This window comes from Streptomyces sp. NPDC008079, assembly GCF_042957385.1.
Lineage (GTDB): Bacteria > Actinomycetota > Actinomycetes > Streptomycetales > Streptomycetaceae > Actinacidiphila.
The window spans coordinates 176,363-200,043 of sequence record NZ_JBIBIC010000014.1 but is presented as its reverse complement, the minus strand read 5'-3'; the positions used below and the strand labels follow the sequence as shown (position 1 = coordinate 200,043).

Annotated in this window: 20 protein-coding genes and 1 rRNA gene; 10 read left to right on the top strand and 11 right to left on the bottom strand. The window is 69.6% G+C overall.

The annotated features are described in order from the left end of the window. Together rrf and ACFZAM_RS26525 are read left to right on the top strand one after the other, a co-directional pair. Positions 1–88, top strand: a 5S ribosomal RNA gene (gene rrf / locus ACFZAM_RS26530); the annotation flags it as partial. A gap of 70 nt (positions 89–158) precedes the next feature. Further along, positions 159–692, top strand: coding sequence for a GNAT family N-acetyltransferase (locus ACFZAM_RS26525; protein WP_355341795.1), 534 nt, complete (start codon positions 159–161; stop codon positions 690–692). A gap of 108 nt (positions 693–800) precedes the next feature. Here the strand turns inward: ACFZAM_RS26525 and ACFZAM_RS26520 are convergent, their stop codons facing one another. Beyond that, positions 801–1,802: an NAD(P)-dependent oxidoreductase gene (locus ACFZAM_RS26520; RefSeq protein WP_391049780.1), complete on the bottom strand. Its 1,002-nt coding sequence runs from the start codon at positions 1,800–1,802 to the stop codon at positions 801–803. A gap of 446 nt (positions 1,803–2,248) precedes the next feature. Here ACFZAM_RS26520 and ACFZAM_RS26515 point away from each other — a divergent pair, with 446 nt between their 5' ends. From ACFZAM_RS26515 to ACFZAM_RS26500, 4 genes are all read left to right on the top strand, one after another. Further along, complete coding sequence (locus tag ACFZAM_RS26515) at positions 2,249–3,103, top strand: sugar ABC transporter permease (protein WP_188285565.1); 855 nt, start codon at positions 2,249–2,251, stop codon at positions 3,101–3,103. A 101-nt stretch (positions 3,104–3,204) separates the two neighbouring features. Next, the gene (locus tag ACFZAM_RS26510) at positions 3,205–4,068 is read left to right on the top strand and encodes a carbohydrate ABC transporter permease (RefSeq protein ID WP_355341801.1); all 864 of its coding nucleotides are present in this window, start codon (positions 3,205–3,207) and stop codon (positions 4,066–4,068) included. A gap of 105 nt (positions 4,069–4,173) precedes the next feature. Next, complete coding sequence (locus ACFZAM_RS26505) at positions 4,174–5,826, top strand: extracellular solute-binding protein (RefSeq protein WP_391049777.1); 1,653 nt, start codon at positions 4,174–4,176, stop codon at positions 5,824–5,826. Between the two features lie 270 nt (positions 5,827–6,096). Then, a complete protein-coding gene (locus ACFZAM_RS26500; protein WP_355341807.1) occupies positions 6,097–7,215 on the top strand; it encodes a LacI family DNA-binding transcriptional regulator in 1,119 nt (372 codons plus the stop codon). 79 nt (positions 7,216–7,294) lie between these two features. On the opposite strand, the gene ACFZAM_RS26495 is transcribed toward ACFZAM_RS26500, so the two are convergent. The 8 genes from ACFZAM_RS26495 to ACFZAM_RS26460 form a co-directional block, all read right to left on the bottom strand. After that, complete coding sequence (locus tag ACFZAM_RS26495; protein ID WP_391049775.1) at positions 7,295–8,428, bottom strand: hypothetical protein; 1,134 nt, start codon at positions 8,426–8,428, stop codon at positions 7,295–7,297. Then, a complete protein-coding gene (locus ACFZAM_RS26490) occupies positions 8,425–9,852 on the bottom strand; it encodes a hypothetical protein (RefSeq protein WP_391049773.1) in 1,428 nt (475 codons plus the stop codon). The genes ACFZAM_RS26495 and ACFZAM_RS26490 overlap by 4 nt, the downstream gene beginning before the upstream one ends. A gap of 463 nt (positions 9,853–10,315) precedes the next feature. After that, positions 10,316–11,998, bottom strand: coding sequence for a type VI secretion protein (locus ACFZAM_RS26485; RefSeq protein WP_391049771.1), 1,683 nt, complete (start codon positions 11,996–11,998; stop codon positions 10,316–10,318). 13 nt (positions 11,999–12,011) lie between these two features. Continuing rightward, on the bottom strand, positions 12,012–13,439 hold the full coding sequence (locus ACFZAM_RS26480) for an ATP-binding protein (protein ID WP_188285564.1): 1,428 nt from the start codon (positions 13,437–13,439) through the stop codon (positions 12,012–12,014). Between the two features lie 32 nt (positions 13,440–13,471). Continuing rightward, positions 13,472–15,016, bottom strand: coding sequence for an SCO6880 family protein (locus tag ACFZAM_RS26475; RefSeq protein WP_188285554.1), 1,545 nt, complete (start codon positions 15,014–15,016; stop codon positions 13,472–13,474). Further along, the gene (locus tag ACFZAM_RS26470; RefSeq protein ID WP_391049769.1) at positions 15,013–16,374 is read right to left on the bottom strand and encodes a hypothetical protein; all 1,362 of its coding nucleotides are present in this window, start codon (positions 16,372–16,374) and stop codon (positions 15,013–15,015) included. The genes ACFZAM_RS26475 and ACFZAM_RS26470 overlap by 4 nt, the downstream gene beginning before the upstream one ends. Further along, positions 16,364–17,224, bottom strand: a complete 861-nt coding sequence (locus ACFZAM_RS26465; RefSeq protein WP_391049767.1) for a hypothetical protein — start codon at positions 17,222–17,224, stop codon at positions 16,364–16,366. The genes ACFZAM_RS26470 and ACFZAM_RS26465 overlap by 11 nt, the downstream gene beginning before the upstream one ends. A 205-nt stretch (positions 17,225–17,429) precedes the next feature. After that, entirely contained in the window at positions 17,430–17,738 is a 309-nt protein-coding gene (locus tag ACFZAM_RS26460) for a hypothetical protein (RefSeq protein ID WP_093717809.1), read from the bottom strand. A gap of 280 nt (positions 17,739–18,018) precedes the next feature. On the opposite strand from ACFZAM_RS26460, the gene ACFZAM_RS26455 reads away from it, so the two are divergent. From ACFZAM_RS26455 to ACFZAM_RS26445, 3 genes are all read left to right on the top strand, one after another. Further along, complete coding sequence (locus ACFZAM_RS26455) at positions 18,019–19,023, top strand: bifunctional lytic transglycosylase/C40 family peptidase (protein ID WP_355341827.1); 1,005 nt, start codon at positions 18,019–18,021, stop codon at positions 19,021–19,023. 259 nt (positions 19,024–19,282) lie between these two features. Beyond that, entirely contained in the window at positions 19,283–19,993 is a 711-nt protein-coding gene (locus ACFZAM_RS26450) for a phosphatase PAP2 family protein (protein ID WP_391049765.1), read from the top strand. 65 nt (positions 19,994–20,058) lie between these two features. Further along, positions 20,059–20,733 carry a hypothetical protein gene (locus ACFZAM_RS26445; RefSeq protein ID WP_391049763.1) on the top strand — a complete coding sequence of 225 codons (675 nt, stop codon included), beginning with the start codon at positions 20,059–20,061 and terminating at the stop codon, positions 20,731–20,733. Here ACFZAM_RS26445 and ACFZAM_RS26440 read toward each other — a convergent pair. Both ACFZAM_RS26440 and ACFZAM_RS26435 read right to left on the bottom strand, forming a co-directional pair. After that, positions 20,711–21,397, bottom strand: a complete 687-nt coding sequence (locus ACFZAM_RS26440) for a hypothetical protein (RefSeq protein ID WP_391049762.1) — start codon at positions 21,395–21,397, stop codon at positions 20,711–20,713. The genes ACFZAM_RS26445 and ACFZAM_RS26440 overlap by 23 nt on opposite strands. Before the next feature lie 37 nt (positions 21,398–21,434). Then, the gene (locus ACFZAM_RS26435) at positions 21,435–22,766 is read right to left on the bottom strand and encodes a putative T7SS-secreted protein (RefSeq protein ID WP_391049761.1); all 1,332 of its coding nucleotides are present in this window, start codon (positions 22,764–22,766) and stop codon (positions 21,435–21,437) included. Between the two features lie 246 nt (positions 22,767–23,012). On the opposite strand from ACFZAM_RS26435, the gene ACFZAM_RS26430 reads away from it, so the two are divergent. Continuing rightward, a complete protein-coding gene (locus ACFZAM_RS26430; protein WP_391049760.1) occupies positions 23,013–23,681 on the top strand; it encodes a hypothetical protein in 669 nt (222 codons plus the stop codon).

Below are 23,681 nucleotides of genomic sequence, written 5' to 3'. Positions count from 1 at the left end.
CGGTTACATTCCGAACCCGGAAGCTAAGCCTTTCAGCGCCGATGGTACTGCAGGGGGGACCCTGTGGGAGAGTAGGACACCGCCGAACAATCTTTCAGCTCGGGTCCTCCGAATTTAATTCGGAGGACCCGAGCTTTTTTGCGTTGTACCGTCGGATGATGCGGTACGAGATACGGCCGGTGGCACCGGCGGAGTGGCAGCGGATCCGGGCACTGCGGTTGGCAGCGCTCCAGGACCCGGTCAGCAGCATGGCCTTCGCGCGGACCTTCGAAGAGGAGGCCGCGCTGAGCGACACGGTCTGGCAGCGACGGGCGTCCGGTGCCGGATCCCAGCAGTTCGTCGCCATCGACCGTGACGCGGTCCGCAAACCCGACGAGACCGACGGACACCAGGGCGGCGCCTGGGTCGGCATGCTCACCGTCGTCGTGGAGCGCCCCGACTACTTCTCCGTCAACGCCGTCTATCTGGTCCCCGAGACCCGCGGAACCGGTCTGGCCGAGCGCCTGTTCGCCGCCGCCATCGCCTGGGCCTGGGACCGTACCGACCGCGTGTACCTGTGGGTCCACCAGGACAACGGCCGTGCTGAGTCCTTCTACCAGCGCTTCGGCTTCATCCGCACCGGCGAGACGATGAAGTATCCGCTGAACCCGTCCGAGACGGAGTACGAGATGGTGCTCTTCAGGGACCGCTAGACCGCGCCGCCGGACGACGACGAATCCGGCACCGCGCCGCCGGACGACGACGAATCCGGCACCGTACCGCCGTACCGCTGCACGCCGCCGTACGCGATGCGCGCCGCCTTACGCGATGCGCGCCAAGTCGTCCGCCAGCACGGCTCCCAGGAGGGCCTCGCCGCGTGTCCAGCGCTCGACCTCGTCGACGGCGTAGGCACCGAGCCGTTGGACCTCCGTGCCCTGGCAGCCCGCGATGTGCGGGGTGAGCAGGACGTTGCGGAGGCTGTGCAGCCGGTGGCCGCGGGGGAGTGGTTCGGGGTCGGTGACGTCGAGGTAGGCGTCGAGGCGGCCCGCGGCGCATTCGCGGGTGAGGGCCGCGGTGTCGACCAGCCGGCCGCGCGCGGTGTTGATGACGGAGGCGCCGTCGCGCATCAGGGCCAGGCGGCGGGCGTCGAGCAGGTGGTGGGTCTCGGGCAGATCGGGTGCGTGCACGGTCACGATGTCGGAGGTCGCGCACAGCTCGTCGAGGTCCACGAGTTCCGCGCCGAGAGCGGTGGCCTGGGCGGCGGAGACGTACGGGTCGGCGAGCAGGACGCGGAAGTCGGAGGGGGCGGCGAGGAGCCGGGCGATGACGCCGCGGCCGATGCGGGAGGCGCCGATGACGCCGACGACGGCGCCGTCCGCGCCGCGCCGGTCGCGGTAGCCGAGGAGTTGGCCGTCGGTGTACTCGGCGGCGGTGCCGAGCGCGCGGCGGGCGGCGAGGACGACCGTGGCCATGGTGAAGTCCACGACGGGACCGGCGTTGGCGTCGGCCGCCGACGAGACGGCGATGCCGCGCTGCCAGACCTCGGGCCCGACGTGGCCTTTGACGGTGCCGGCGGCGTGGATGACGGCGCCGAGCCGGGGCGCGAGGGCCAGGACGGCGGAGTCGACGGCGGGCGCGCCCCAGCCGGTGAGCAGCACGTCGGCGTCGGCGAGCGCGGCCCGCGCGGCGGGCGTCGTGGTGTCGGTGACGAGGGCGGGGTGGACGGCCGCGAGGGCGTCGAGCCGGGTGCGCAGGGGGGCCGGAAGTACCAGGTCGAGGATGTCCGGACGCATCGCCAGCACCAGATTCGGACGCTCCGCCATGTCTGCCCCTCACGTGTCCGCAGGTCTGCGTGGGTCTGTGCACGGTGACGTGCTCGTGTTCGTGGTCCTGCTCGTGTTCATGTTCGTCGTCGTGCGTGTGCGGCGCCGTGCGTGCGGGCCGCTGTGCGCGCACCACGGTGTAATCGGTTTCTTTCTCTGGCTCTGAGATTAGGGCCGACGCCATCAGAGGTCAACGTCTTGGGCTGCGCGAGGGGTTGACCTGTCGTAGTAACCGGTTTAGGTTCCGTCCCACCTTAAGCGTCGAGGAGGACGCGATGGCGATTGCCGAACAGGACGCCACCAGCCGCGCCGATGCGGTGGGCGCGTCCGAACGACGCGTGAGACGCGCGAAACGCCTGGCCCGTAGGGGCGGGGCGAACCGTGTGAAGCCCGAGCCCGGCTCGCGCCGCAAGCGGCTGCGCCGGGATGCCGCCCTCGTCCTGCTGATGGCGCCCGGCGTGGCGTACTTCCTGCTTTTCCACTACGGCGCGATGGTCGGGAACGTCATCGCGTTCAAGGACTACGTGCCCTTCGACGGGCTCTGGGCCAGCCAGTGGGTGGGCTTCGCGAACTTCCAGCGGATGTTCGGCGACCCGGACTTCTGGGCCGCGGTCGTCAACACCCTGTGGATAGCGCTGCTCCAGCTCGTCTTCTTCTTCCCCGTGCCGATCGCGCTGGCGATGCTGCTGCACAGCCTGACCCGCGACAGCGTGCGGCGGTTCGTGCAGAGCGTGGCGTATCTGCCGCACTTCCTGTCGTGGGTCATCGTGGTGGCCCTCTTCCAGCAGGTGCTCGGCGAGACCGGGCTGCTCAACAGCGTGCTCGGCGACGCCCACCTGCACACCGTGAACATCATCGGCAACCCCGACGCGTTCAAGCCGCTGGTCGTGGCCCAGGTGATCTGGAAGGACTGCGGCTGGGGCACGATCATCTTCCTCGCCGCGCTGTCACAGGTCGACGAGCAGCAGTACGAGGCCGCGGCGATCGACGGTGCGGGTCCGTGGCGGCGGTTCTGGCACGTCACCCTGCCGTCGCTGCGGCCGATCATCGTTCTTCTGCTGATCATGAGGCTCGGTGACATCCTGTCGGTCGGCTTCGAGCAGATGTTGCTCCAACGGCCGGCGGTCGGGCCCGAGGCGGCCGAGATCATCGACACCTTCGTCTACTACAAGGGCATCATCGGCGGCGACTTCGGCTATGCCGCCGCGGCCGGTCTCTTCAAGGGCGTCGTGGGCGCCGTACTCGTCTTCACCGCCAACAAGGTCGCGCACCGGCTGGGCGAGCAGGGGGTCTACCGATGAGCGCCGTTCAGTCCGCCGGTCGCACGCCTCGTACCGGCCCGTTCCGTTCGGTCCGCCCGCGTCGTTCGAGTCGCCCGGTCCGTCCCGTCCGTCCTTCGTGGATGGAGAAGCCGAAGCCCGTCACCCAGGCGGCCAAGGCGCTGGCCCTGGTCGCCGTCGTCCTGCTGGTCACCGTCCCGTTCCTGATCATCGTGTCGACCAGCTTCGCGTCCAACAAGGACGTGGTCGCCAACGGCGGCTGGGTGCTGTGGCCGGAACACCCCACCCTGCGCGCCTACCGGGAGATCTTCGACGGCAGCATCGTCACCCACGCGCTGTGGGTGAGCGCCGGTGTGACGATCATCGGCACGGCCCTCAGCCTCGCCTGCACGATTGGTCTGGCGTACGCGCTCAGCCGTCCCCAGGTCTTCGGCGGCAAGCCGATCCTGCTGCTGATCCTGTTCACCTTCCTCTTCCCGCCCGGCATGATCCCCGGCTTCCTGCTGGTCAAGGGCCTGAACATGCTCGACAGCTACGAGTCGTTGATCGCACCCGTCCTGATCAATGTGTTCAACCTCGTCGTACTGCGCGGCTTCTTCCAGTCGATCCCCGAGGAGCTGTACGAGGCGGCCCGGCTGGACGGCGCGGGCGAGTGGCTGATCCTGCGCAGGATCGTCCTCCCGCTGTCCAAGGCGGCCCTCGCGGTCGTCGGGCTCTTCTACGCGGTCTCGTACTGGAACGCCTGGTTCTACGCGTCGATCTACCTCAACTCCGACCACTGGCCGCTCCAACAGGTGCTGCGCACGTATGTCATCGGGGGTGCGCAGCTCGCGGACTCCGGGGCCAGCGAGGCGGGGATGGTCTCGTCGCCCCAGACGATCCAGATGGCGGTGCTGGTGGTGGCGACCGTGCCGATCCTCGTCGTCTACCCCTTCCTCCAGAAGTACTTCACCAAGGGCGTGCTGACCGGCGCCATCAAGAGCTGAGCCGTACGCGGGCCGAGCGGCCGAGCGGCCGAGTGGCCGCGGACCGTGCCGCCGTACCCGTATCACCGCACCCGCATCGCACCCGTACCCCTGAAAGGACTGACCGTGAGCACCTCGTCGTTCTCGCGGCGTACGCTGCTGCGCTCGATCGCCGCAAGTGGCGCCGCTCTGGCCGCCCCATCCGTTCTCGCCGCATGCTCGTCCTCCTCGTCCGGCGGCCACGATGTGAGCAACGCGGGCAAGAAGCTCGCACCCTGGCCGACGTACAAGCCGGTCAACGGGCCCGCGCCCGATCTGCCGGGGACGGCGGACGGGGTGCAGCCGGGTTATCTGACGTATCCCAAGAACCTGGTCAGCGCGGTCGCCGACAAGCCGGGCAACGGCGAGACGATCAAGGTGATGACGATCTCGTACGGGACGCCGCCGAAGCCCGCGTCGGAGAACAAGTTCTGGGCGGCGGTCAACAAGGCGCTGGGGGTGAACATCGAGTTCACGGTCGTGCCGGACTCCGACTACGACAACAAGATGGCCACCTTGATGGCGGGCAACGACCTGCCGGACGTCATCAACCTCGGCGGTGGTCACGTACTGCCCCGCGAGGCGCAATTCGTGCAGGCCAAGTGCGCGGACCTGAGCGAGTACCTGGCGGGCGACGCGGTCAAGGACTACCCGAATCTGGCGAACATCCCCACCTACGCGTGGGAGGACATGGGCCGGATCAGCGGGCGGATCCTCGGCATTCCGGTGCAGCGGTCCGCGCCCGGCACCACGCTGTGGATCAACAACGACATCTTCAGCGCGGCCGGCATGAAGGACGGCTGGACGTCGGACGACTTCATGGCCGTCGCCAAGGAGGCGACGCACGGCAAGAAGTACGCGCTGGGCGCGGCGCAGCAGACCGGCTTCGGCTTCGCGGTGCACACGATGGCGTTCGGCGCGCCGCAGGAGTGGAAGCTCGACGGCGGGCACTTCGTCGACGCGTACGGCACGGACGAGTACAAGGCGGGCCTGGAGTTCATGCTGAAGCTGCGGCAGGCGGGGACGTACCTGCCGAACGCGCTCAGCACCTCCACCGTCGACTGCAAGACGCTCTTCTACAACGGCACGGTCGCGTCGATGGGTGACGGCTTCGGGGCACTGACCACGAGCATCCCGAGCATCAAGGACGCCTTCGTCCTGGACGGCGCGGTGCCGTACACGCCGTCGGGCGGTGGCAAGCCCGGCATGGAGCGGGCGCGTGGGATCTTCGGCTACACGGTGCTGAAGAAGGCCGCGCCCGAGCGGATCAAGCTGATCCTGCGGGTGCTCGACTACTTGGCGGCGCCGTTCGGCACCAAGGAGTACGAGCTGACGCACTTCGGCATCGAGGGCACGCACTTCACGCGGGACGCGGAGGGCTCGCCGATACCGACGGACCTCGGTCTGGTGGAGAGCACCGTCAATCTTCCGATCAAGTACCTGTCCGACGCGCCGCAGGTGCTCTACCTGCCGGGGCGGCCGGACGACGTCAAGCGCAGCCACGCCTGGCAGGTGAAGATCGCGCCGATGCTCGTACGCAATCCGCGGTTCGGCCTCCAGTCGGAGACTTTCACCCGGTCGGGAGCCACCATCGGGCAGTACCGGCTCGACACGATCGGCGCGATCGTGGCCGGGCGCAAGCCGCTGAGCGCGTGGGACGAGGCGGTGAAGAAGATGCGCGGCGACGGCCTGAACAAGATCGCCGACGAGTACGCGGCGGATTACGCGGCCAACCACTGACGCCCTGTGCCTGCCGCCCGGCCCCGCACTACTACGCTGGGCGGCAGCGCGGGGGGCGCCGGGCGCCGCGTCGAACGATGTGTCGAACGAAGCGTCGGGCGTGGGACCCGGTCCTGCGCTGAGCCAGGCGCCGGGCCGTGGGTCGGTCCTTGCGTCGCGTGTTGGCCGTCGCGGATCCGGAGCCGCGGGCCGCTGAGGAATCGGATGGCGGGGATGGCGGAGACTGCACCAGAGCCGGGGCCGGGTAACGGGCAGGGCGTGGGAAGCCCCATGGGTGCGGGGACCGCGGCGGGTGCGGGCGGCGGGAGCCGGCGCGTCACCATCCGCGATGTCGCCGTCCGGGCGGGTGTCTCGGTCGCCACCGTCTCGCGGGCGCTGGCCGGGAACTACCCGACGTCGGCCGCCGCGCGCGCCAAGGTGCTGCGGGCGGTCAAGGACCTCGACTACGTGATCGACGGCCGGGCGCGGGCGCTGGCCGGGACGGGGCCCAAGACGGTCGCGGTGATCATGATGTCGGTCGACAGCTACTTCTTCGCCGCCGTCGCCCAGGGCGTCGAGCAGGAGGCCGCCGCGCGCGGCCGGCTGTGCATGGTGTGCAGCCACGGCGGTGACGAGGCGCGCGAGCTGGCGCTGGTGCAGATGATGCGTGAGCAACGCGCCGAGATCGTGATCCTGGTCGGCGGCGCGGTCGAGGACGAGGCGTACCGCGTGCGGCTGACCGAGTACGCGCACGGGCTCGCCGCCGCGGGCTCCCGGCTCGTGCTGTGCGGGCGCCCCGCGCCGAGCCCCGACACCCCGGTTATCGCGGTGGAGTACGACAACGAGGCCGGTGCGTACGCCGCCGTCAGCCACCTGCTGTCCGCCGGGCACCGGCGGATCCTCTACCTGGGCACGATGCCGGGGCACAGCACGGCCGAGCCGCGCGTGCGCGGTTACCAGCGTGCGCTGGCCGACCACGGGCTCGGGCCGGAGCACCAGCGGATCGCGGGTATCGGCCTCGGTCGCACCAACGGCTACAACTCCATGCGGGACCTGCTCGCGCGGTGCGACGGCAACCCCGACTTCACCGCGGTCTTCGCCGGTGACGATCTGGTCGCCGCGGGCGCTATGGCCGCCATGCGCGAGCGCGGGCTCCGCACCCCCGAGGACATCTCGGTGGTCGGCTACAACAACGACGATGTTTCCCAAGACCTCAACCCTCCCCTGACCACCGTCAACATTCCTTCCTACGAGCTCGGCCGCGCCGCCGTCCGCCTGGCCCTCGCCGAAGAGGACGCCGGCCTCCCCGGCTCCGCCCGCGGCACCGCCCAGACCCGCCATCTCCTGGGCACGCACATCGTCCTGCGGGAGTCCGTGCGACGGCTCACGGCGGAGGAGTCAGCGCTTTAGGAGCGCGGTCCTTCGCGTTCGCTCCCGCGGTGGGCGGTCCCCGAGTTCTTCTCGGAGGCGGCCCTCCGCAGAGGCGTCCTCATCCCTGGCGGAGCAGTGAACCGAATCCCGCCGCCCGCAGGCGCGAAGCGAATTCCCTCTCGTCCAGCCCGAATTCCTCCGCCGTCCGTCCCAGGTGCCAGTCGTGCGCTGCCAACCGTTCCAACAGGTGTCCGCGCCGAATCTGCGTCTCGGACAGACGAAAGGTCTTCAGATACGCGAGCCGACCGTCCGCCGCGGTGATGACCTCACCTATGTGGTTCTCCTCGCGGGGCCGAAAGGCCGGTATGAATCGCGACAGCGTGAACCCGCCCGCCCGGTACACCTTCCGCGTCGCGTACTCGGTATTCAGCAGCCCCGCCGCCATCGTCCCGTCGTGGAATTCCGCCCACGCCCGCTGTTCCGCGGCCACCGCCGCTCGCAGATCCGCCGTCGTCCGCACCCGCGTCTCGTCGATCCTCGGCACGAAGTCCGGCACGGCCGCGCTCAACAGGGCGTATTGGTAGATGAGTTCCCCGTACAGATCCTGGACGAGCGTGGCGTGCAGCGCCCGGTAGTCCTCCGGGTGCGGTACGACGAAGGCCGCGGCGAGGGCGTCGGCCGTGTAGAGCAGTACCCCGCACTGGCCCGGGTGTATCTCGAACACCTTCAGCGCGTCCCCGAGCCCGCGCACGGTCACGCCGATGTACGCCTCCTCCACCCGAGGCGACAGGCCCTGCCGCAGCGCCCGCTGCGACCACTCCTCCCACGCGATGGTCGGGCCGCCGAAGTGCAGCGCCAGATAACCGTCGAGCGCGAGGTGCAGCGGCAGGAACCGCAGTCGGTGCTTGGCCTCTCGGCGTGCCATCCGGCGGTGGATGCGCAGCGGCATCGCGATCACGGGCTCGGCGTCCCGGTCGCCGCGCAACTGTGTCCCGTACGCCGCCGCGGCGCCCGCATGACCGCTGTCCGCGCCCCAGTCGGCGACGAAGCCGTGCGGGATGTACGACGTGTAGGTGGTGCGCGGCCCAACCGTCACCACACCGATGCCGTCCCCGTACAGCTCGGCGTGCAGCCGCAGGCCCGGCAGCGGTTCGGCGCGGACCAGCGGGACGAGGCGGATGCCGCCCCAGACCTGCGAGGGGCGCGTGGTGAGTCCGGCCAGGTCGAGGCGGAGGGTGCCGGTGGCGGTCATCGGGCCTCCTCGGGTGCGGTCAGGAACGCGGTGATACGGCTGTCCAGGTGGGCGCGCAGCTCGGGCAGGCCGGTGCGGCCGGTGGCGAACCGCGCCAGGCCGACCAGCGACGGCAGATCCTCGGCGTCGCGGATGCCAGCGGTGGGTACGGTCGGGGCCAGGCGGCGCACGTCGAAGTCGTCCGCGTCGTACACGGGGTTGAGGTGTACGACGGTGACCCGCCCGTCCGGGTCGAGCCGGGTCCGCCATACGCGCAGCACCTCGGCGGCCAGCCCCGGCGGTGCGTTGTCCCAGCCGTCGGAGATGATCAGCAGCCGGTCCGGGCCGGTCTCCAGTGCGTCCAGAATCCGCTCGCCGAGCGGGGTCGCCCCGTGCGGGAACGCCAGCAGCGGATCGCTCCGTCCCGATGTCCACAGGGCTGTGTACGAGTCGGCGAGTGCCTCCAACAGGTGGTGGGCTGCGAGCGCCACCGCGAGCGGGCGGCGCCGCTTCTGGCCGGAGCCGTAGGAGGAGAAGCTGTCGTCCAGGACTGCCGCGACCCGGCCCCAGCCGCGCTCGCCGCGCGCGGCCCGGCGCGCGGCGGCCCGCAGCGCCGCTGTCAACTCCGTCCGCCGCCCGGCTCGTTCGTCCAGGGACAGCCCGAGGACGTACGAGGCAAGCCGGGTCAGCGGCATCCGCGTCAGGTCGGTCCGGACGGCGGTCGCGCCGTGGCGGCGCGCCGAGTCCTGGAAACGGAGCCGTTCGAGCCGGGTCATCCGGGGCGCGATCCGCTCCAGGAATGCCGCGCGTGCGATGCCGTGCCGGGCCGCGAAGCCCTCCGCGACGGTGAACGGCAGCTCGTAGACCGCTGTCTGCTCGTAGTGCGCGCGGCGCCAGGTCTCCAGCAGCGGCGTCCCGTAGCGCGTGCGGCGGCGCGGGGCGAACAGGAAGTCACCCAACTCGGCTTCTCGTGCGGGCAGGTGGGCGTGCCGCAGCGCCGTCTTCACCCCGGTCCGGTACTTGACGGCGTCGAACGCCGGGTCGGGGCGGGCGGCCAGCCAGTCCCGCATGATCGCGCGGGTGCGGCGGTTGTTGACCTTGGCCCGGCGCAGCGCGGCGAAGAGGGCGTAGACCCGCTGCGGGGGCAGTGCGGTCAGCCGTCGGGCAATCAACCGGCCTTCGGTGCGGCGCTGTTCGGGGGTCGCTTCGGTGGCGCTCTCCAGCAGCCGGCGGATGATCAGCGCGGCGTTGTGGTCGTTGATGTCGAGGGCGAGCGCGGCGGCGTACAGATCGCGGTAGTTGCCCAGCATGTACGCGTGCAGGAAGTCGAGCGAGAGGTGCTGGGTGTCGGCGTCGGAGTGGAATTCGCGTTGGGCGGTGGATGTGGTCGCGGCATTGGCGAACAGGAGGACGTCCTCGGCGGCGATCAGTCCTTCTGGCTGCATGAGGTGACTCCTGTTCTCGCGTAGGTGTGTTGGGGCGTCGATTGCTGGTGTGTTCGAGGTGTTCGGCGTCGACCGGGGAATGAGGGCGCGAGCTGCGAATCATTGCTTCAGAGGCAGGTTCCGGAAGTCGCGACGGAGTCCCGCGGTCGACTCTCGAACGGTAACAGGGTCGGCGGATTCGCTCGCGGAGTTTTCCACAGGGCGACTTTCGGCGAATGAGTTATCCACAGGCTGGAAATCAGTTGCCCCACGAGGACGGTGTGGAGCGGATACTGATGATCAGTGACAAGCGGACATTGACAACTCAACAGGGAGCAGAGGAAGCAGGGGCGCGAACCGGCCGGGCGGGCGGGCGCCGCGCGTTCCCGCCGGGGGCATCTCTCCCGTGCGTTCTCGCCCGCGTGTGCGCACACGCGGGCGGGCGCGTGGGCGCGGGCGTGCGGCCGGGCGCCCGCGCGCGGAATCAGCGGATGCGGACCGCGTCCGGGATCGACGGCGGGAGCGTGTCGGCCGTCTCATCGCCCAGGGCCAGGCGCATGTCGGCGTGCTGCCACAGCGGCGCGTGCCAGCGCGCGAGCGCCTGTTCGGGGGAGCGCAGGACGGCGAGGGTGGGCAGACCGGAGTGGTGACCGGTGCTCAGCAGGTCCGACAGGCCCGGGAGCGGGGCCAGCGCGGCGACGTCGTCCAGGATGAAGGTCAGTGGTGGGTCGAGCCGACCGGCGGATGACGTTGCGGCCATGCGCCGGCCGTGCTCGACCACGCTGGAGGCGAGTGCGGTGAGCAGGGGCATCGCACCCAAGTGGGTCCGCGGATCCTCGATGCGCTCACCCACTACGTAAAGTGTGCCCCTTTCCGCGACGAATGACTCCATGTCGAGGCCACCTGAGCGCGGTGGATTGCAGGCGTCGCGGATGTGTACCGCGTTCAGCGGTTCGAGGGTCTGGCGGATCAACGCCTGCGCCGCGTCCCGGCGTTCGGGGTGGGCGTGCAGCACCGATTCCAGTTCGCCGCTCCAGCCGGAGGCGGCCTCGGTGTCGGTACGCAGGATCCGCACCGCCTCACCGGCCGCTGAACCGCTCGCCGCCCAGCGTTGCACCTGGCGGAATGGCCCGCCGTCCAGGGCCGCCGCGTGCAGCCAGCAGCGCAGCAGCGTCACGGCGGTGTCGTGGACGATGGCCTCGTTGGCGCGTGCGGGCCGCAGTGGCGCCAGCAGTGCGCCCGCGCGTATCCCGGCGGTCTCCGGTCGCTCGCAGCCGCCGTGCGGCGCCCACCGCAGCCGCCCGGGCACATCGAGGAGGTGCGCCGGATCGTAGACGTGGACGGGACCGAGCTTGCTGCGGTTGCCGACGGTCTGCTGATAGGTGTCCGGGTCCGCAGTGGTGACCACGGCGGGTCCCGCGGCGGCCAGGACGGCGGGCTGCACGATGCGCTTGGACTTGTCGCCGCGCGGGCTGGCGAACAGGGCATAGGTGCGGGTGACTTCACCGCCGGGCAGTGGGTCGGCGACGGGGTGCGGGATCGGGGCCGCGGCCGCGGTGCCGGTGGCTCCGGCGGCGGTGTGCCCGGTCGCTTCGGTGGCCGTGGCGGGGATCGGCTCGAAGGCCGTGGTCGGCGCGTCCTCGCGCGGGCCTGCCGCGCCCGGCACGGAGCGGAACCAGGCGTCCAGGCCGTCGTCGCCCGCGGCCTTGGACCCGACCGGCTGGCCGCGGCGGCGGCGCGGCGAGGGCAGCGGGGTGCGCTCCACCGGCGCGGGCGCCGCCTCAGGGGCCGGGGCGGGCGGGGCCTGGCGGGGTGCCCTCAGGCGGGCGCGGGTACGGGCCACCGCGTTCAGCACGAAGACGGTCAGGACGAACAGCACCATGAACTGGCTGATGAAGATGCCCCAGAACAGCCCGGAGCCGGGCAGTTGGCCGGGAGGCGAGTCGGGCCAGGCCGCGGCGACGTCGTGCGGTTCCGCGATCAGGTGCCGCATGGCTTGGGGGGTGCGGGTGAAGTGCACCTCGGCGGGCCAGCCGCCGTGCGAGAGGACCCCCGCGATGCCGGTGGCGGTCCACACCAGCAGCGTCACGCCCAGCAGGAAGCCGAGGACGCCGACGATCAGGCCGTCCGGCAGGCCCCCAGAGGACTCGCGTTTCCTCCCGGCCATGTCACCCCACCTCTCATGCCACCGCGTCGTCGGCCAACTGCTTGGCCAGCGCCACCTCGGCGGCGGCGTGTGCCTCGGCACGGGCCTCGGCCTCCGCCTCCGACGCCGCTTCGGCCTCGACCTCCGCTTCGTGCTCCAGGGAGGTCTCGGTCATCGCGCGGTCGGTGAAGACCAGGGGCCGTTCCGCCTCGGTGATCAGGTGCTTGACGACCTGCACATTGCCGTTGACGTCCCAGACGGCGATGCCGGGGGTGAGCGTCGGGATGATCTCCACTGCCCAGCGCGGCAGGCCGAGCACCCGCCCGGTGGCGCGCGCCTCGTCGGCCTTCTGGGCGTAGATGGTGCGGGTGGAGGCCATCTTCAAGATGGCGGCGGCTTCCTTCGCCGCGGCCCCGTCGACGACGTCCGAGAGGTGGTGGACGACGGCGACGAAGGACAGGCCCAACCGGCGGCCGAACTTCAGCAGCCGCTGGAAGAGCTGGGCCACGAAGGGCGAGTTGATGATGTGCCAGGCCTCCTCGACCAGGAAGATGCGTTTCTTCCGGTCGGGCCTGATCCAGGTGTGCTCCAGCCACACACCGACGATCGCCATCAGGATCGGCATCGCGATCGAGTTGCGGTCGATGTGGGAGAGGTCGAAGACGATCAGCGGCGCGTCCAGGTCGATGCCGACGGTCGTGGGCCCGTCGAACATGCCCCGCAGGTCACCGTCGACCAGCCGGTCGAGCACCAGGGCCACGTCCAGGCCCCAGGCGCGGACGTCGTCCAGGTCGACGTTCATGGCCTCCGCCGACTCCTCCAGCGGGTGCCGCAGCCGTTCCACGATGTCGGTGAGGATCGGCTGCCGGTCGGTGATCGTCTCGATCACATACGCGTGCGCGACCTTCAGCGCGAAGCCGGACCGCTCGTCGAGACCGCGGCCCATCGCGACCTCGATGATCGTCCGGAGCAGCGCGAGCTGACCGGTGAGGGTGATCGCCGGGTCCAGGGGATTGAGCTTGATGCCGCCGTCCAGCGCGGCCATAGGGTCCAGCCGGATGGGAGTTAATCCCAGCGACTTCGCGATGAGGTTCCACTCGCCGACGCCGTCCTCGCCCTGCGCGTCGAGCACCACGACCTGCCGGTCGCGGAAGCGGAGCTGGCGCAGCACGTAGGTCTTCTCCAGCGCCGACTTGCCGTTGCCGGACTCGCCGAGGACCAGCCAGTGCGGGGCTGGCAGCTGCTGGCCGTAGAGCTGGAAGGGGTCGTAGATGTAGCCCTTGCCCGAGTACACCTCGCGGCCGATGATGACGCCGGAGTCGCCGAGGCCGGGGGCGGCGGTGGGCAGGTACACCGCCTGGGCCTGGCCGGTGGAGGTGCGCACCGGCAGCCGCGTCGACTCGACCCGGCCGAACAGGAAGCTCGTGAAGGCGTCCGTGAGCGCCGCAAGAGGGTCCAGCATGGGCATGGCGGTGGCCTCCTCGTACGGGCGGACTAGCGGCGGATGCCGGTCGCGAACGGCAACGTATTAACGAATGCCCGGTGGTGCTCACGATCGCACCACTCAAGCTTCAAATACGACTTACCGGCGGAAGCGCGAATGGTGCGCTTGTCGCGCGCCAGCGCTTCCGGGGAGCGCGAGGACACCGTGATGTAGCCGACGAGGTTAACGCCGGCGGCGCCGCTCGCCAGGTCCTCGCCGCGCTGGTCGATCCGCCCGTGGTGGGCGACGTCGCGCGGGTCCACGACCCGGTTCATCTTCGCGGCGCGGCTGGCGTCGGCGTCGTCGTTGGTCTTCTCGGTCAGCATCCGCTCGATGGCCACATCGGTGGGTTCGAGGTCCATGGTGACCGCGACCGTACGGATCACATCAGGGGTGTGCACCAGCAGCGGCGCCAGGAAGTTCACGCCGACCGGCGTCATGGGCCACTCCTTGACCCACGCGGTGGAGTGGTTCCAGGGTGCGCGGGTCGATGACTCACGGGTCTTGGCCTGCAAGTACGTCGGCTCGGTCGCGTCCAGCTCGGCCGGCCAGGCGTTGCGGCGGGTCATCGCCTGGATGTGGTCGATGGGGTGGTCCGGGTCGTACATCGAGTGCACCAGCGACGACAGCCTGGCCTGGCCCAGCGGCTGCCTGACACGGATGTCCGCTTCGGCGAGACGGGCGCAGATGTCGTTGAGCTCACGGGCCATCACCGCGGCGAGTCCCGCGTCCTTGTCGACCTTCACGCCGCGGCCCGAGGTGGCGCGTGCCATCGCGTTGCCCTCGGCGGCCAGTTCGCGCGTGAAGTGCATGCACGCCACCAGATACGCGCGGTGCTGCTCGGAGGAGGTCGATACCATGGACTGGAGCTGGTCGTAGGAGTCCTTGAGCCAGTTCTCTGCCGCCGGGTCGCCGCGCTGGGCGACGTCCTTGGCGTGGGCGTCAGGGTCGGCGGGCAGGGTGCGGGCGAGCATCTGAAGCCGGGTCACGAAGCCGTCGCCGTTGGCCACATGCTTCAGCAGGGTGCCGAACCGCTCGACCAGGGCTTCCTGGTCCTCGCTGTCGCGCAGCCCGACGCCGGGTCCCTCGATCTCGATGGCGGCCGTCACCGTACGCCGGTCGACGTGCAACAGCACCGCGATCTCGTCGGGCCCGAACGGCGCCGCCAGCCAACTGATCCGCCCGATCCCCGGCGGCGGCCCGACCTCGACCTCGCGCCCGTCGAGCCCGATCCCGGCCTCCTCGATCCCCGACCGGTAGGTGGGAGAGACCCGCAGCGTACGGCGGAAGGTGCGGTTGATCTCGAACCAGCGGTAGAACGTGCGCCGCCGGTACGGCATGTACACCGCGGCCAGGGCCAGCATCGGCCAGCCGACCAGGCCGACGATGCGCAGCAGCAGCACCGGGACCAGGAGGCCGCACAGCATGCCGAGGCCCGCTCCGGCCACGATCAGCGCGATCTCGCCGGTCTCCCGGTTCTTGCCCACGATCGCGTTGGGCCGGGCCTTGCCGATCAGATACGTACGGCGCGGCTGGGTGAAGGGCTGGGTCGTCACCGGCGATCACCTCCCTGCGAATTGCCGTTGTTCGATCCTGAGCCCGAGCCTCTGCCGAAGTTCGAGCCGAAGTTTCCGCCCCCGAAGCCGTTGCCACCGGTACGTGAGCCACCGCCGGAGCCGCCGCTCCCGCCGGACGGTCCCGGACTGCCGGTACGGCTGCTGTGCGCGGCCACCCCGCCTGCCACCGGGTTCGAGGGCTGAGAGCCGCCGCCCTGCGCCTGCTCCTGCGGGCCGCCGCGCGCGCTGTGCGTGTTGATGCCCTGCCGCACCAGCGCCGCGGGCGACGAGATCACCGCGGCTGCCTGGCTCTGGCCGCTGGCCTTGCGGTTGTTCCGCAGATTCACCACGTCGTCGCCGAAGCCGGGCACGAAGCGGTAGATCATCGCGCTCGCGAAGATCGCCAGCAGGATGATCGACAGGCCGGACACCACCGCTGAGAACGCGTCAGGTCCGTCCTTGGACGACGACAGCGCGCCGGCCAGACCCAGCACGATCACGATCACCGGCTTTACCAGGATCACCGCGATCATGATCCCGGCCCAGCGGCGCACGTGGCCCCACATGTTCTTGTCCACCAGACCCGCGTACACCGCGGTGCCCAGCAGCGCCCCCACGTACAGCAGGGCCGCCCTGATCACCAGTTCGAGCCAGAGCACACCGGCGGCCAGGATCGACACCATCGACACCACGATCAGCATGATCGGGCCGCCGCCGATGTCCTTGCCCTTCGTCAGCGCCCCCGAGAACGACCCGAAGAACACATCCGTGTTCGATGACGTCCCCGACGAGATCACCTCCGTGACCGCGTCCGTCGCCGTCACCACCGTGTACAACACCAGCGGTGTGAACGCCGACGCCAGCACCGTCAGCCACAGAAACCCGACGGCCTCCGTCAGCGCCTCCGTCAACGGCACCCCGCGCACCGCCCGCTTGGCCACCGCCAGCAGCCACAGCACCAGCGTCAGAATCGTCGACGCCGCGAACACCACCGCGTACTGCCGCAGAAACGCGGTGTTCGTGAAGTCGACCTGCGTCGTCTTCGTCACCGCCTGGGACAGCTTGTCGATCGTCCACGCGGCGGCGTCGGCGCAGCCCCGCCCGAGGGACGTGAGCGGGTCGAGCGTGGTGCTGGAGTCGGTCCCGCCCTTGGTGGAGGTGGAGGGCGCGCCGTTCTCGCAGTACGACTTGGCCGGGCCGCGGATGAGCGCGCAGGGGTCTTTGGTCGCCGTACCCGAGCCCGGGGCCGTGGCCCTGGGCGAGGGATCGGCCAGCGCGCGCGTGGCGAGCAGCACCGCGGAGACCTGAACACTGCCCAGAACGGCGGCCAGGGTCAGGACACGACGACTACCGGGCATAGGTGAAGCCTCCGAACCCGTTCACTGCGTTGGTCATGTCCTGGGCCGACGAGGCGGCCTGGTCACGTCCTACCGGAGTGGGGCCGTCCTTCTGCTGGAAGGAGACGATCTTCCAGTCGTTGCCGACCCACTTCATCTCGAACGTATTCGTGTACCAGCTCTCGGCGACCGGGTTGGTGGACCCCTCGCCTGCCAGACCGAACAGCGACGAGAACCAGACGCTCACGGTGGCCGTGTCCCCGCTGATCTTCTCCGCCTTGGCGCCGACCGGGTTGACCCGGGAGATGAACGTCATCCCGGCCGGTGCCGTGCCGTCGGGCTTGAGCCCTATCCGCTGGAGGAAGGCCGCGTCGGAGTAAACCTTGTCGAGATCGCTCTGCACCTTCGCGGCGGTGTCGGCCGCGTACACGGTGTCGACGATCTCGTGGCGGCGGGCGGCGGAGTACATGCCGTCGCCTCCGAGGAAGACGGCGTAGTTCGCCGCCGCCGACTGCGCCCCCTCCCCGCTGTGCGCGAAGCCGGAGGGGATGCCGCCGCTCTTGCCGGTGACCGGCTTCTGGCCGGAGGGGGCGGTAGGGGCGTCCGTGCCGGTCTTGCCACCGCCCCCGCCACCGCCGCTGGAGCCGGCGGTGGCGCCGGAACCGGCCGCCGTGCCGTTGTCGGCGGAGCCGGAGGAGGACGGGTGGGAGCCGCGGTTGGCGAAGGCCAGGGCCGCGACGAGGAGGGCGATGATGCTGACGACGGTGACCAGGGCGCGCCGGGGCTGGGGGCGGCGGCCACCGCCGCCGTGGCCGCCGTGGCCCTCCGGCATCCGGGTCCTGGTCGGGGGTCCGTCCTGGCCGAGGCTCATCGTGCCTTCGCCCCCTGGGGCGCCCGCGCCGCGGGCACGCCGGAGCGGCGTGTGGCACGGACGGCACCGCTGCTTGGTTGAGTGGGCATCAGCACGCAGCCTCAGGTGGGAAGGTGGAGCCTGGGACGGGCTCCAGGGACGTCGACGGAGAAGCGGATACGAAGTGGGACGGGCGGCTGTTTCCAGCGGGTTTCGGGTCTCGGGTCTAGACGGCCATCCCGTACACGATGGTGAACAGCGTGCCGAGTGATCCGATGATGAACACGCCGGTCAGCCCGGCGATGATCAATCCCTTGCCCTGCTCCGCGCTGAAGGTGTCGCGCAGCGCGGTCGCGCCGATCCTCTGTTTCGCCGCGCCCCAGATCGCGATGGCCAGGCACAGCAGGATCGCCACCGCCATGACCACTTCGATCATCACGCGTGCTTCATTGCCGAGGGACCCGAAGGGTCCCCAGTCCGGTGCGATGCCACCGATGATGGTGTTGATGTCGCCCTTAGCGGCTGCCACGAACATGTAACTCACCACCCCGCTCGATCAGTTGGCTCCCTCGCCGGGGCGCAAGGGTCCAGGGTCTATCTTGGCCGAGGATGACGCTGTTGCATGTCGACTCAACGACTTTCTCGGCGGATCGTCCGTGTGATCCGGCCCGTAGCCGTCAAAATAGTGCGCGGACCGGTGTTCGATAGGACGTAGACGACTACTCTGTGTATCACGAGCGTCACCGTAGGGCAACGATAGGAACGTACGAGACCGTACGAGTGCGTGTTCGGGAACCGAGAGGAAGGGTCGCCCTGTGGCGCGGAAGATCTGGCTCCCCGTCATTATCGGCTGTGGCCTGTGCTTTTCGTTCCTCGCGCTGCTCGTGGTGGGCACGTACTCGGCCGCGGCCGGGCTCGCGGGCGGTGGCGGCGGCGGGACGGTGACGCTCGCCAAGGGATCGGTTCCGGCCATATATCAGTCGCTCGTCCAGAAGTGGGGCAATCTCTGCCCCGCGCTCAACCCGGCGCTGCTGGCCGCGCAGCTCTACCAGGAGAGCGGATGGAACCCGCGGGCGCAGAGTCCGGCCGCCGCGCAGGGTATCGCGCAGTTCATTCCGGGCACCTGGGCCACCCACGGCATCGACGCCAACGGTGACGGCAAGGCGGACGTCTGGGACCCGGAGGACGCGATCCCGTCGGCCGCCTCGTACGACTGCGAGTTGGCGTCGTACGTGAAGAACGTGCCGGGCGACCGGACGGCGAACATGCTGGCGTCATACAACGCGGGCGCGTACGCGGTGATAACGGCGGGCGGTGTCCCGCCGTACGCGGAGACCCAGAACTACGTGAAGATCATCACCAGTCTGTCGAAGAGCTTCGCCGCGCCGGTCGGCCGGGTCGCGCCGTCGCAGCAGGCGGCCGGGGCGATCTACTACGCGCAGCAGCGGCTCGGCACCGACTATCTGTGGGGCGGTGAGGGTACGGCGGCGCAGGGCGGGCGGTTCGACTGCTCGGGGCTGACGCAGGCCGCGTACCACTCGGTGGGGATCGAACTGCCGCGCGTGGCCAACGACCAGTGGAACGCCGGGGCGCACCCGTCACGGGCCGAACTCCTCCCCGGCGACCTCGTCTTCTTCGCCACCGACCTGACCGACCCGCGCACCATCCACCACGTCGGGATCTACGTCGGCGGCGGCTACATGATCGACGCGCCGCACACCGGGGCCAAGATCCGCTTCGACCCGATCGGCTCGGCGGACTACATCGGGGCGACCCGCGTCACGCGCGACGGTGCGGCGGCGCTGCCGACGGCTCTGTAAGTCCCCGCCGCCCGACGCGGCTTTCGTGTCAGCTCTGCGTAAGGCTCTGGCCTGTGCGCCGGGCCGCAAATGGGCCAGATCGTCCTCTCCGGTCACCCTTGGATAACGGCATGGTGATCTTCTGGCGAAGACCGGAACGCTACGTAGCGTGTCGGTCGTTGTACGGGGGAGAATGGCGCGGGACGCAAGCGACGGGGGTTGCAGACGAGCCGAGCCGTACAGGCACAGTCAGTGAGTTGCTAGGTAAGGGGCACCACCCATGGCAGCGGTCGCCAATGACAGCGTGAACCCCGACATCAGCCTGCTCCGCGACATCAACGACCTGGCCAAGCACGCCCCGCGCGGTGTCGACCGGGCCGTGGAGTTCATCGGCGAGTACGGGCTGATCGGCCTCACCGTACTGCTGGCCGCCCTGTGCTGGTGGCGCGTCGCCCGCCGCGCCCCGGTCCCGGACGCCCCGGCCGCCGTCGCCGGTGTGCTGTGGTCCGGCCTCGCCGCCGGCATCGCCCTGCTGCTCAACATCCCGATCCGCGCCCTGGTCCAGCGGCCAAGACCCTTCGTGGACCACGACGGCATCGACGTCCTGGTCCACGGCAAGACCGACTACTCCTTCGTGAGCGACCACGCCACGCTGACCGCCGCCATGGCCGTCGCCCTCTTCATGGTCAGCCGCAAGGTCGGCACCGTCGCCATACTGCTCGCCCTCGGCGAGGGCTTCTGCCGCGTCTACATGGGTGTCCATTACCCCACGGACGTCATCGGCGGCTTCGCCCTCGGCGCCGCCACCGCCCTCCTCCTCGCCCCCCTCGCCCTGGCCCTCCTCACCTCACTCACCACCGCGGTCTCCCACTCCCGCGCGGCCTCCCTCATCCATTCCCGCCACCGCCTCGCCACCACCACCCCCGCACCCCCGCGCCGCGGCCAGCACTACCCCCACCAAAGCGCCCACGACAAGGACCTCGCCGCCTAGGCAGTGTCGCGGGCGGAACGTGTGGGGCCGTGTGAAGCCTGCCGCCGAAGGGGAGGGAACGAAGCGTGGCCGACGATGTGTGGGTCGACGGGATCGACCTTGAGCCAGGTGAGCGCCTGATTGCCCATGGCGGCGTCAAATTCGCCACCGGGCACTTCGGGATGGTCGACGGATTGCGCTTCTTTCGGGACTTCCAACGTCGGGACATCTCGGAGAGCCTGCCGGATTGGCCACCGAGTGACGCCCCGACCGAAGTGCCTGTCAAGCACACCCGACAGACGGCGTTGCGCAAGGCCGGTCGTTTCACCGAGTCCGCCTTGTCGTTGGTCATGTCCCTTGCCGTCGTCAGCCGGGACAGCAATGCCATTCCCGCCAACCTGGACCGGGCGAACGAATACGACGACTTCCCCGTGCTGTGGGCGGACCCTGGCACGGTCGCGTACGGAGCCCCCTGGCAACTGGACCCTGGCCGCAATACGGACAAGCCACAGGCTGTCGTCTGGCTGACGCAGCGGCGCGTGGTGTTCACCGATCCCGTGGGTGAGCCGCTGTGGGAGGTGTCGCGGAGCAAGCTCAAGGCCACGTCGTTGCGAAGGCTCAACAACCTGATTCCGGACGTTGTGCTGACGTTCACGGACGGATCGTGGATCCGGCTCGCCACGACCGACTACAAGGACATCGAATTGCGCGGGCACCTGGCGTCGCTCCGCCCCGAAGTCACGCCTGACCAGGCGGAGTAGTTCCCGCTGCCTCGCCCGCCGCGTGCGCGTCCACGGTAGGAAACGCGACGCTCTTCAGGACGGTTCCCAGCATCACCGAGAAGTTCTCCCAGTACTCCATGGCGGCGGTCTCCAGCGTGAGAACGGCCAGGCACGGTCCGTTGGGGAACGGGACGTACGCCTGCAGTCGGCCCATGCGCAGCGGCGCGTCCTTGCCCGTCGCCGTGTAGGCGCCGTTGAAGGTGACTTCCTGTACCGAGATGCCGGCCACCGCCGGGCCGCATGCGAGATCGAGCCGCAGGACGTCGACTCCGGTGGCGGTACGGGTCAGCACTTCCTGAATGCCGTTGGCGGCGATCTCCGGCGAAGCGTGCTGCGAGGGCACGACCGCGATCGTGAACGAACACTGCGCCACGCCGCCCGAGCCGGTGTCGAAGAATCCCATGGCGGCGAACTCCAACCCGGCACCCAGCATCGCGTCCGTGACGCCGTCGTAGACCGGGGCGAAGCCGTTCCAGATCCGGTCGTCGCCGTTCGGGTAGATCTCCCGCACCAGCCGTCCCAGCGCTTCCCGCCGCTCCTCGCCTTCGGCCGCCGTATCCAGCGGCAACGGGTGGAACCCGTCCGGGAGTTCAAAGAAGAAGGGCGGAATGTTCTGTTCGGTGTCCTGGGTCGTCGTTGACATGGATGTCCGCCCTCCTCGGCTGGATCGGTCTGCCGGGTCAGAATGACGCGGCCCAGGCAAGGGCCTTGCCCGCTACTCGAATGTTCTCGGCTACCTGCGGGTGGGTCTTGTCCAACGTCCTCATGTCCTTGGCCAGTTCCAGCGGGACCGTCACCGCGTGGGTGGTGAGCTTGATGCCGCCGTCGATGGCGCGCGCCGCCGGAGACAGGGCCTCTATCGGCGCGCCACCGAACACCTTGAGCGCGGGGTTGAGCACCTTCGTGCCGATGAGCTGATTCGTACGGTTGAACTGGATGACGCCTTCGAGCGCGGCACGGCTGCGCCCCACCACGCCTGAGCCCTTGATGAACTCCTGCTCGACGCGTTCCCCGAACAGCACGTACGGCTTGACCGCCTTCACCGTCAGCGAGAGCCCCTTCACCGCCGATTCGGAGAAGCGCGCCGCCTCGGAGCCCACTTCTGCCACCTTCGCGCCCGTGGTGAACCCCTGAATGCCCGGCAGCACTCCCACGACGTCGAGACCGAGCGTCAGCCAACTCACGTCCGCTCCGGCGAGCTTGGCCACAAGGTGTGTGGCGAGTGTCGCGGCACCGAAGGTGATGGCCGCAGCCGCGAAGAAGGCGCCGACCGGTTCGAACGGTGCCGTGAAGATCGCGATGGCGCCGAGCAGCGCGGTGGCCGCGCCCAGGAGGTCGCCGATGGTCTTGATGATGTCGGCGTTGTCCTTCACCCATTGGAGGGTGTCGTTCCAGGCGTCCTCGACGCCGTGCGCGATACGGCTGAAAAGGCCCGGTTTGTCCGGGGCGATGTCGCCGGCCTTGTCGAGGTCGTGGCTGATGGATGTGGCGGCGCTGGTGAAGCGGTTGTGGAGTTCTTCGGCGCGGTGGCGTACGCCGTCGAGGGCGTTGGTGGCGTCGGTGACGGCTTGTTGGGCTTTGGCGTCCTTGCCGAGTTGGGCGGGGGTGACGAAGGCGGGCCGGTCGCCTGGGGGGTGGGGTGGGTCGGCGGCGGACTTCGCGTGGTCGAGGGAGCCCTGTTTGGTGGCGGCTTCCTTTTCGAGGGCGTCGGCCTCGGCCTGGTAACCGTGGAGTTGGTCAGCCCAGCGGGACAGGGCGCTGGAGGCGCGGCCGAAGGAGTCGTGCGCCTTCTTGATCAGGGGCGCGACGTCGCTGTCGATGTGGGAGACGAAGGCCGTGGCGGCCTCGCCCTTCCAGTAGCCGCAGTCGAGCCGGTCCAGCTCGGTGACGGTCGCCGTCAACTCTCCGTGCAGATCGCCCAGTTGGCGCGCCAGCGCGCGCGTCCTGTCCACGTCCCCCGGCGTCGGATCGAATCCGAGCAGCGGGAACTTCCCCGCCCGCGCGTCCCCCATCGAACCCACCCTCCCCGCCCCGCCCGAAGCTCTGGTGTTCGAGTGATCGACGCTATACGTACGGTGATCGACGTGACAAGTGGGGCCCCTGGGGTGGGCGCGATTCCGGGAGTGAAGGGTGTGTGAAGTGTGCTGCGAACCGGTACCGATCACGGGAGGGCCCTACAGCCCCACGACGCGCGCCGGTAATGTCAAGGGCTACGCGCAACTGACTCGGTAACTGGACGACTCACGGGGGATCTCATCGTGACCCGCTCATCCCTGCCCATCGCCGTCGCCCTCGCAGCGTCGGCGGGCCTGCTGCTGACCGCTTGCGGTGGGGGTGGGTCGGACAGCTCGGACAAGATTCAGCCGTCTGAGACAGTGACGACGGCGGCGCCTACGGCGACGACGGCTTCGCCTACGCAGGCGGCGGGAGACGGCGTCAATCGGCCGTCGACAGAGTTGCCGAAGGACCTGACGATGGCATTCGAGTGGCCCAAGACCGGTGACGCGACGAAGGACGCGGTCCTGAACGACGGCGAGCAGTATCTGAGGGCCCTCAAGCGTGCGAGCGCCAGGGACGATCTCAAGGACCCCGCTTACCAGTTCTACTCGCGCAATGCCGCCCTGACCTACGCCCATGACCAGATCAAGGCGAATGTCGACGGCGGATTCGCGCCCACCGGTGAGGACCACTACTACAGCGCCAAGGTCAGCATCGTGCGGTCCGGATCCGCGACGCTGAGTTTCTGCCGGGATCAGAGCAAGGTGTTCAGCAAGAAGGTGAAGACCGGTGAGGTGCTTCGCAGCGCGCCCAACGACGACAGCTTCATTCTGTACAACCTTCTCCTGACCAAGGACGCCGCCTCGAACGGCGTTTGGCAGTCCTCGCAGATTACCGTGATCGAGGGGGCGAAGCAGTGCCGAAGGTAA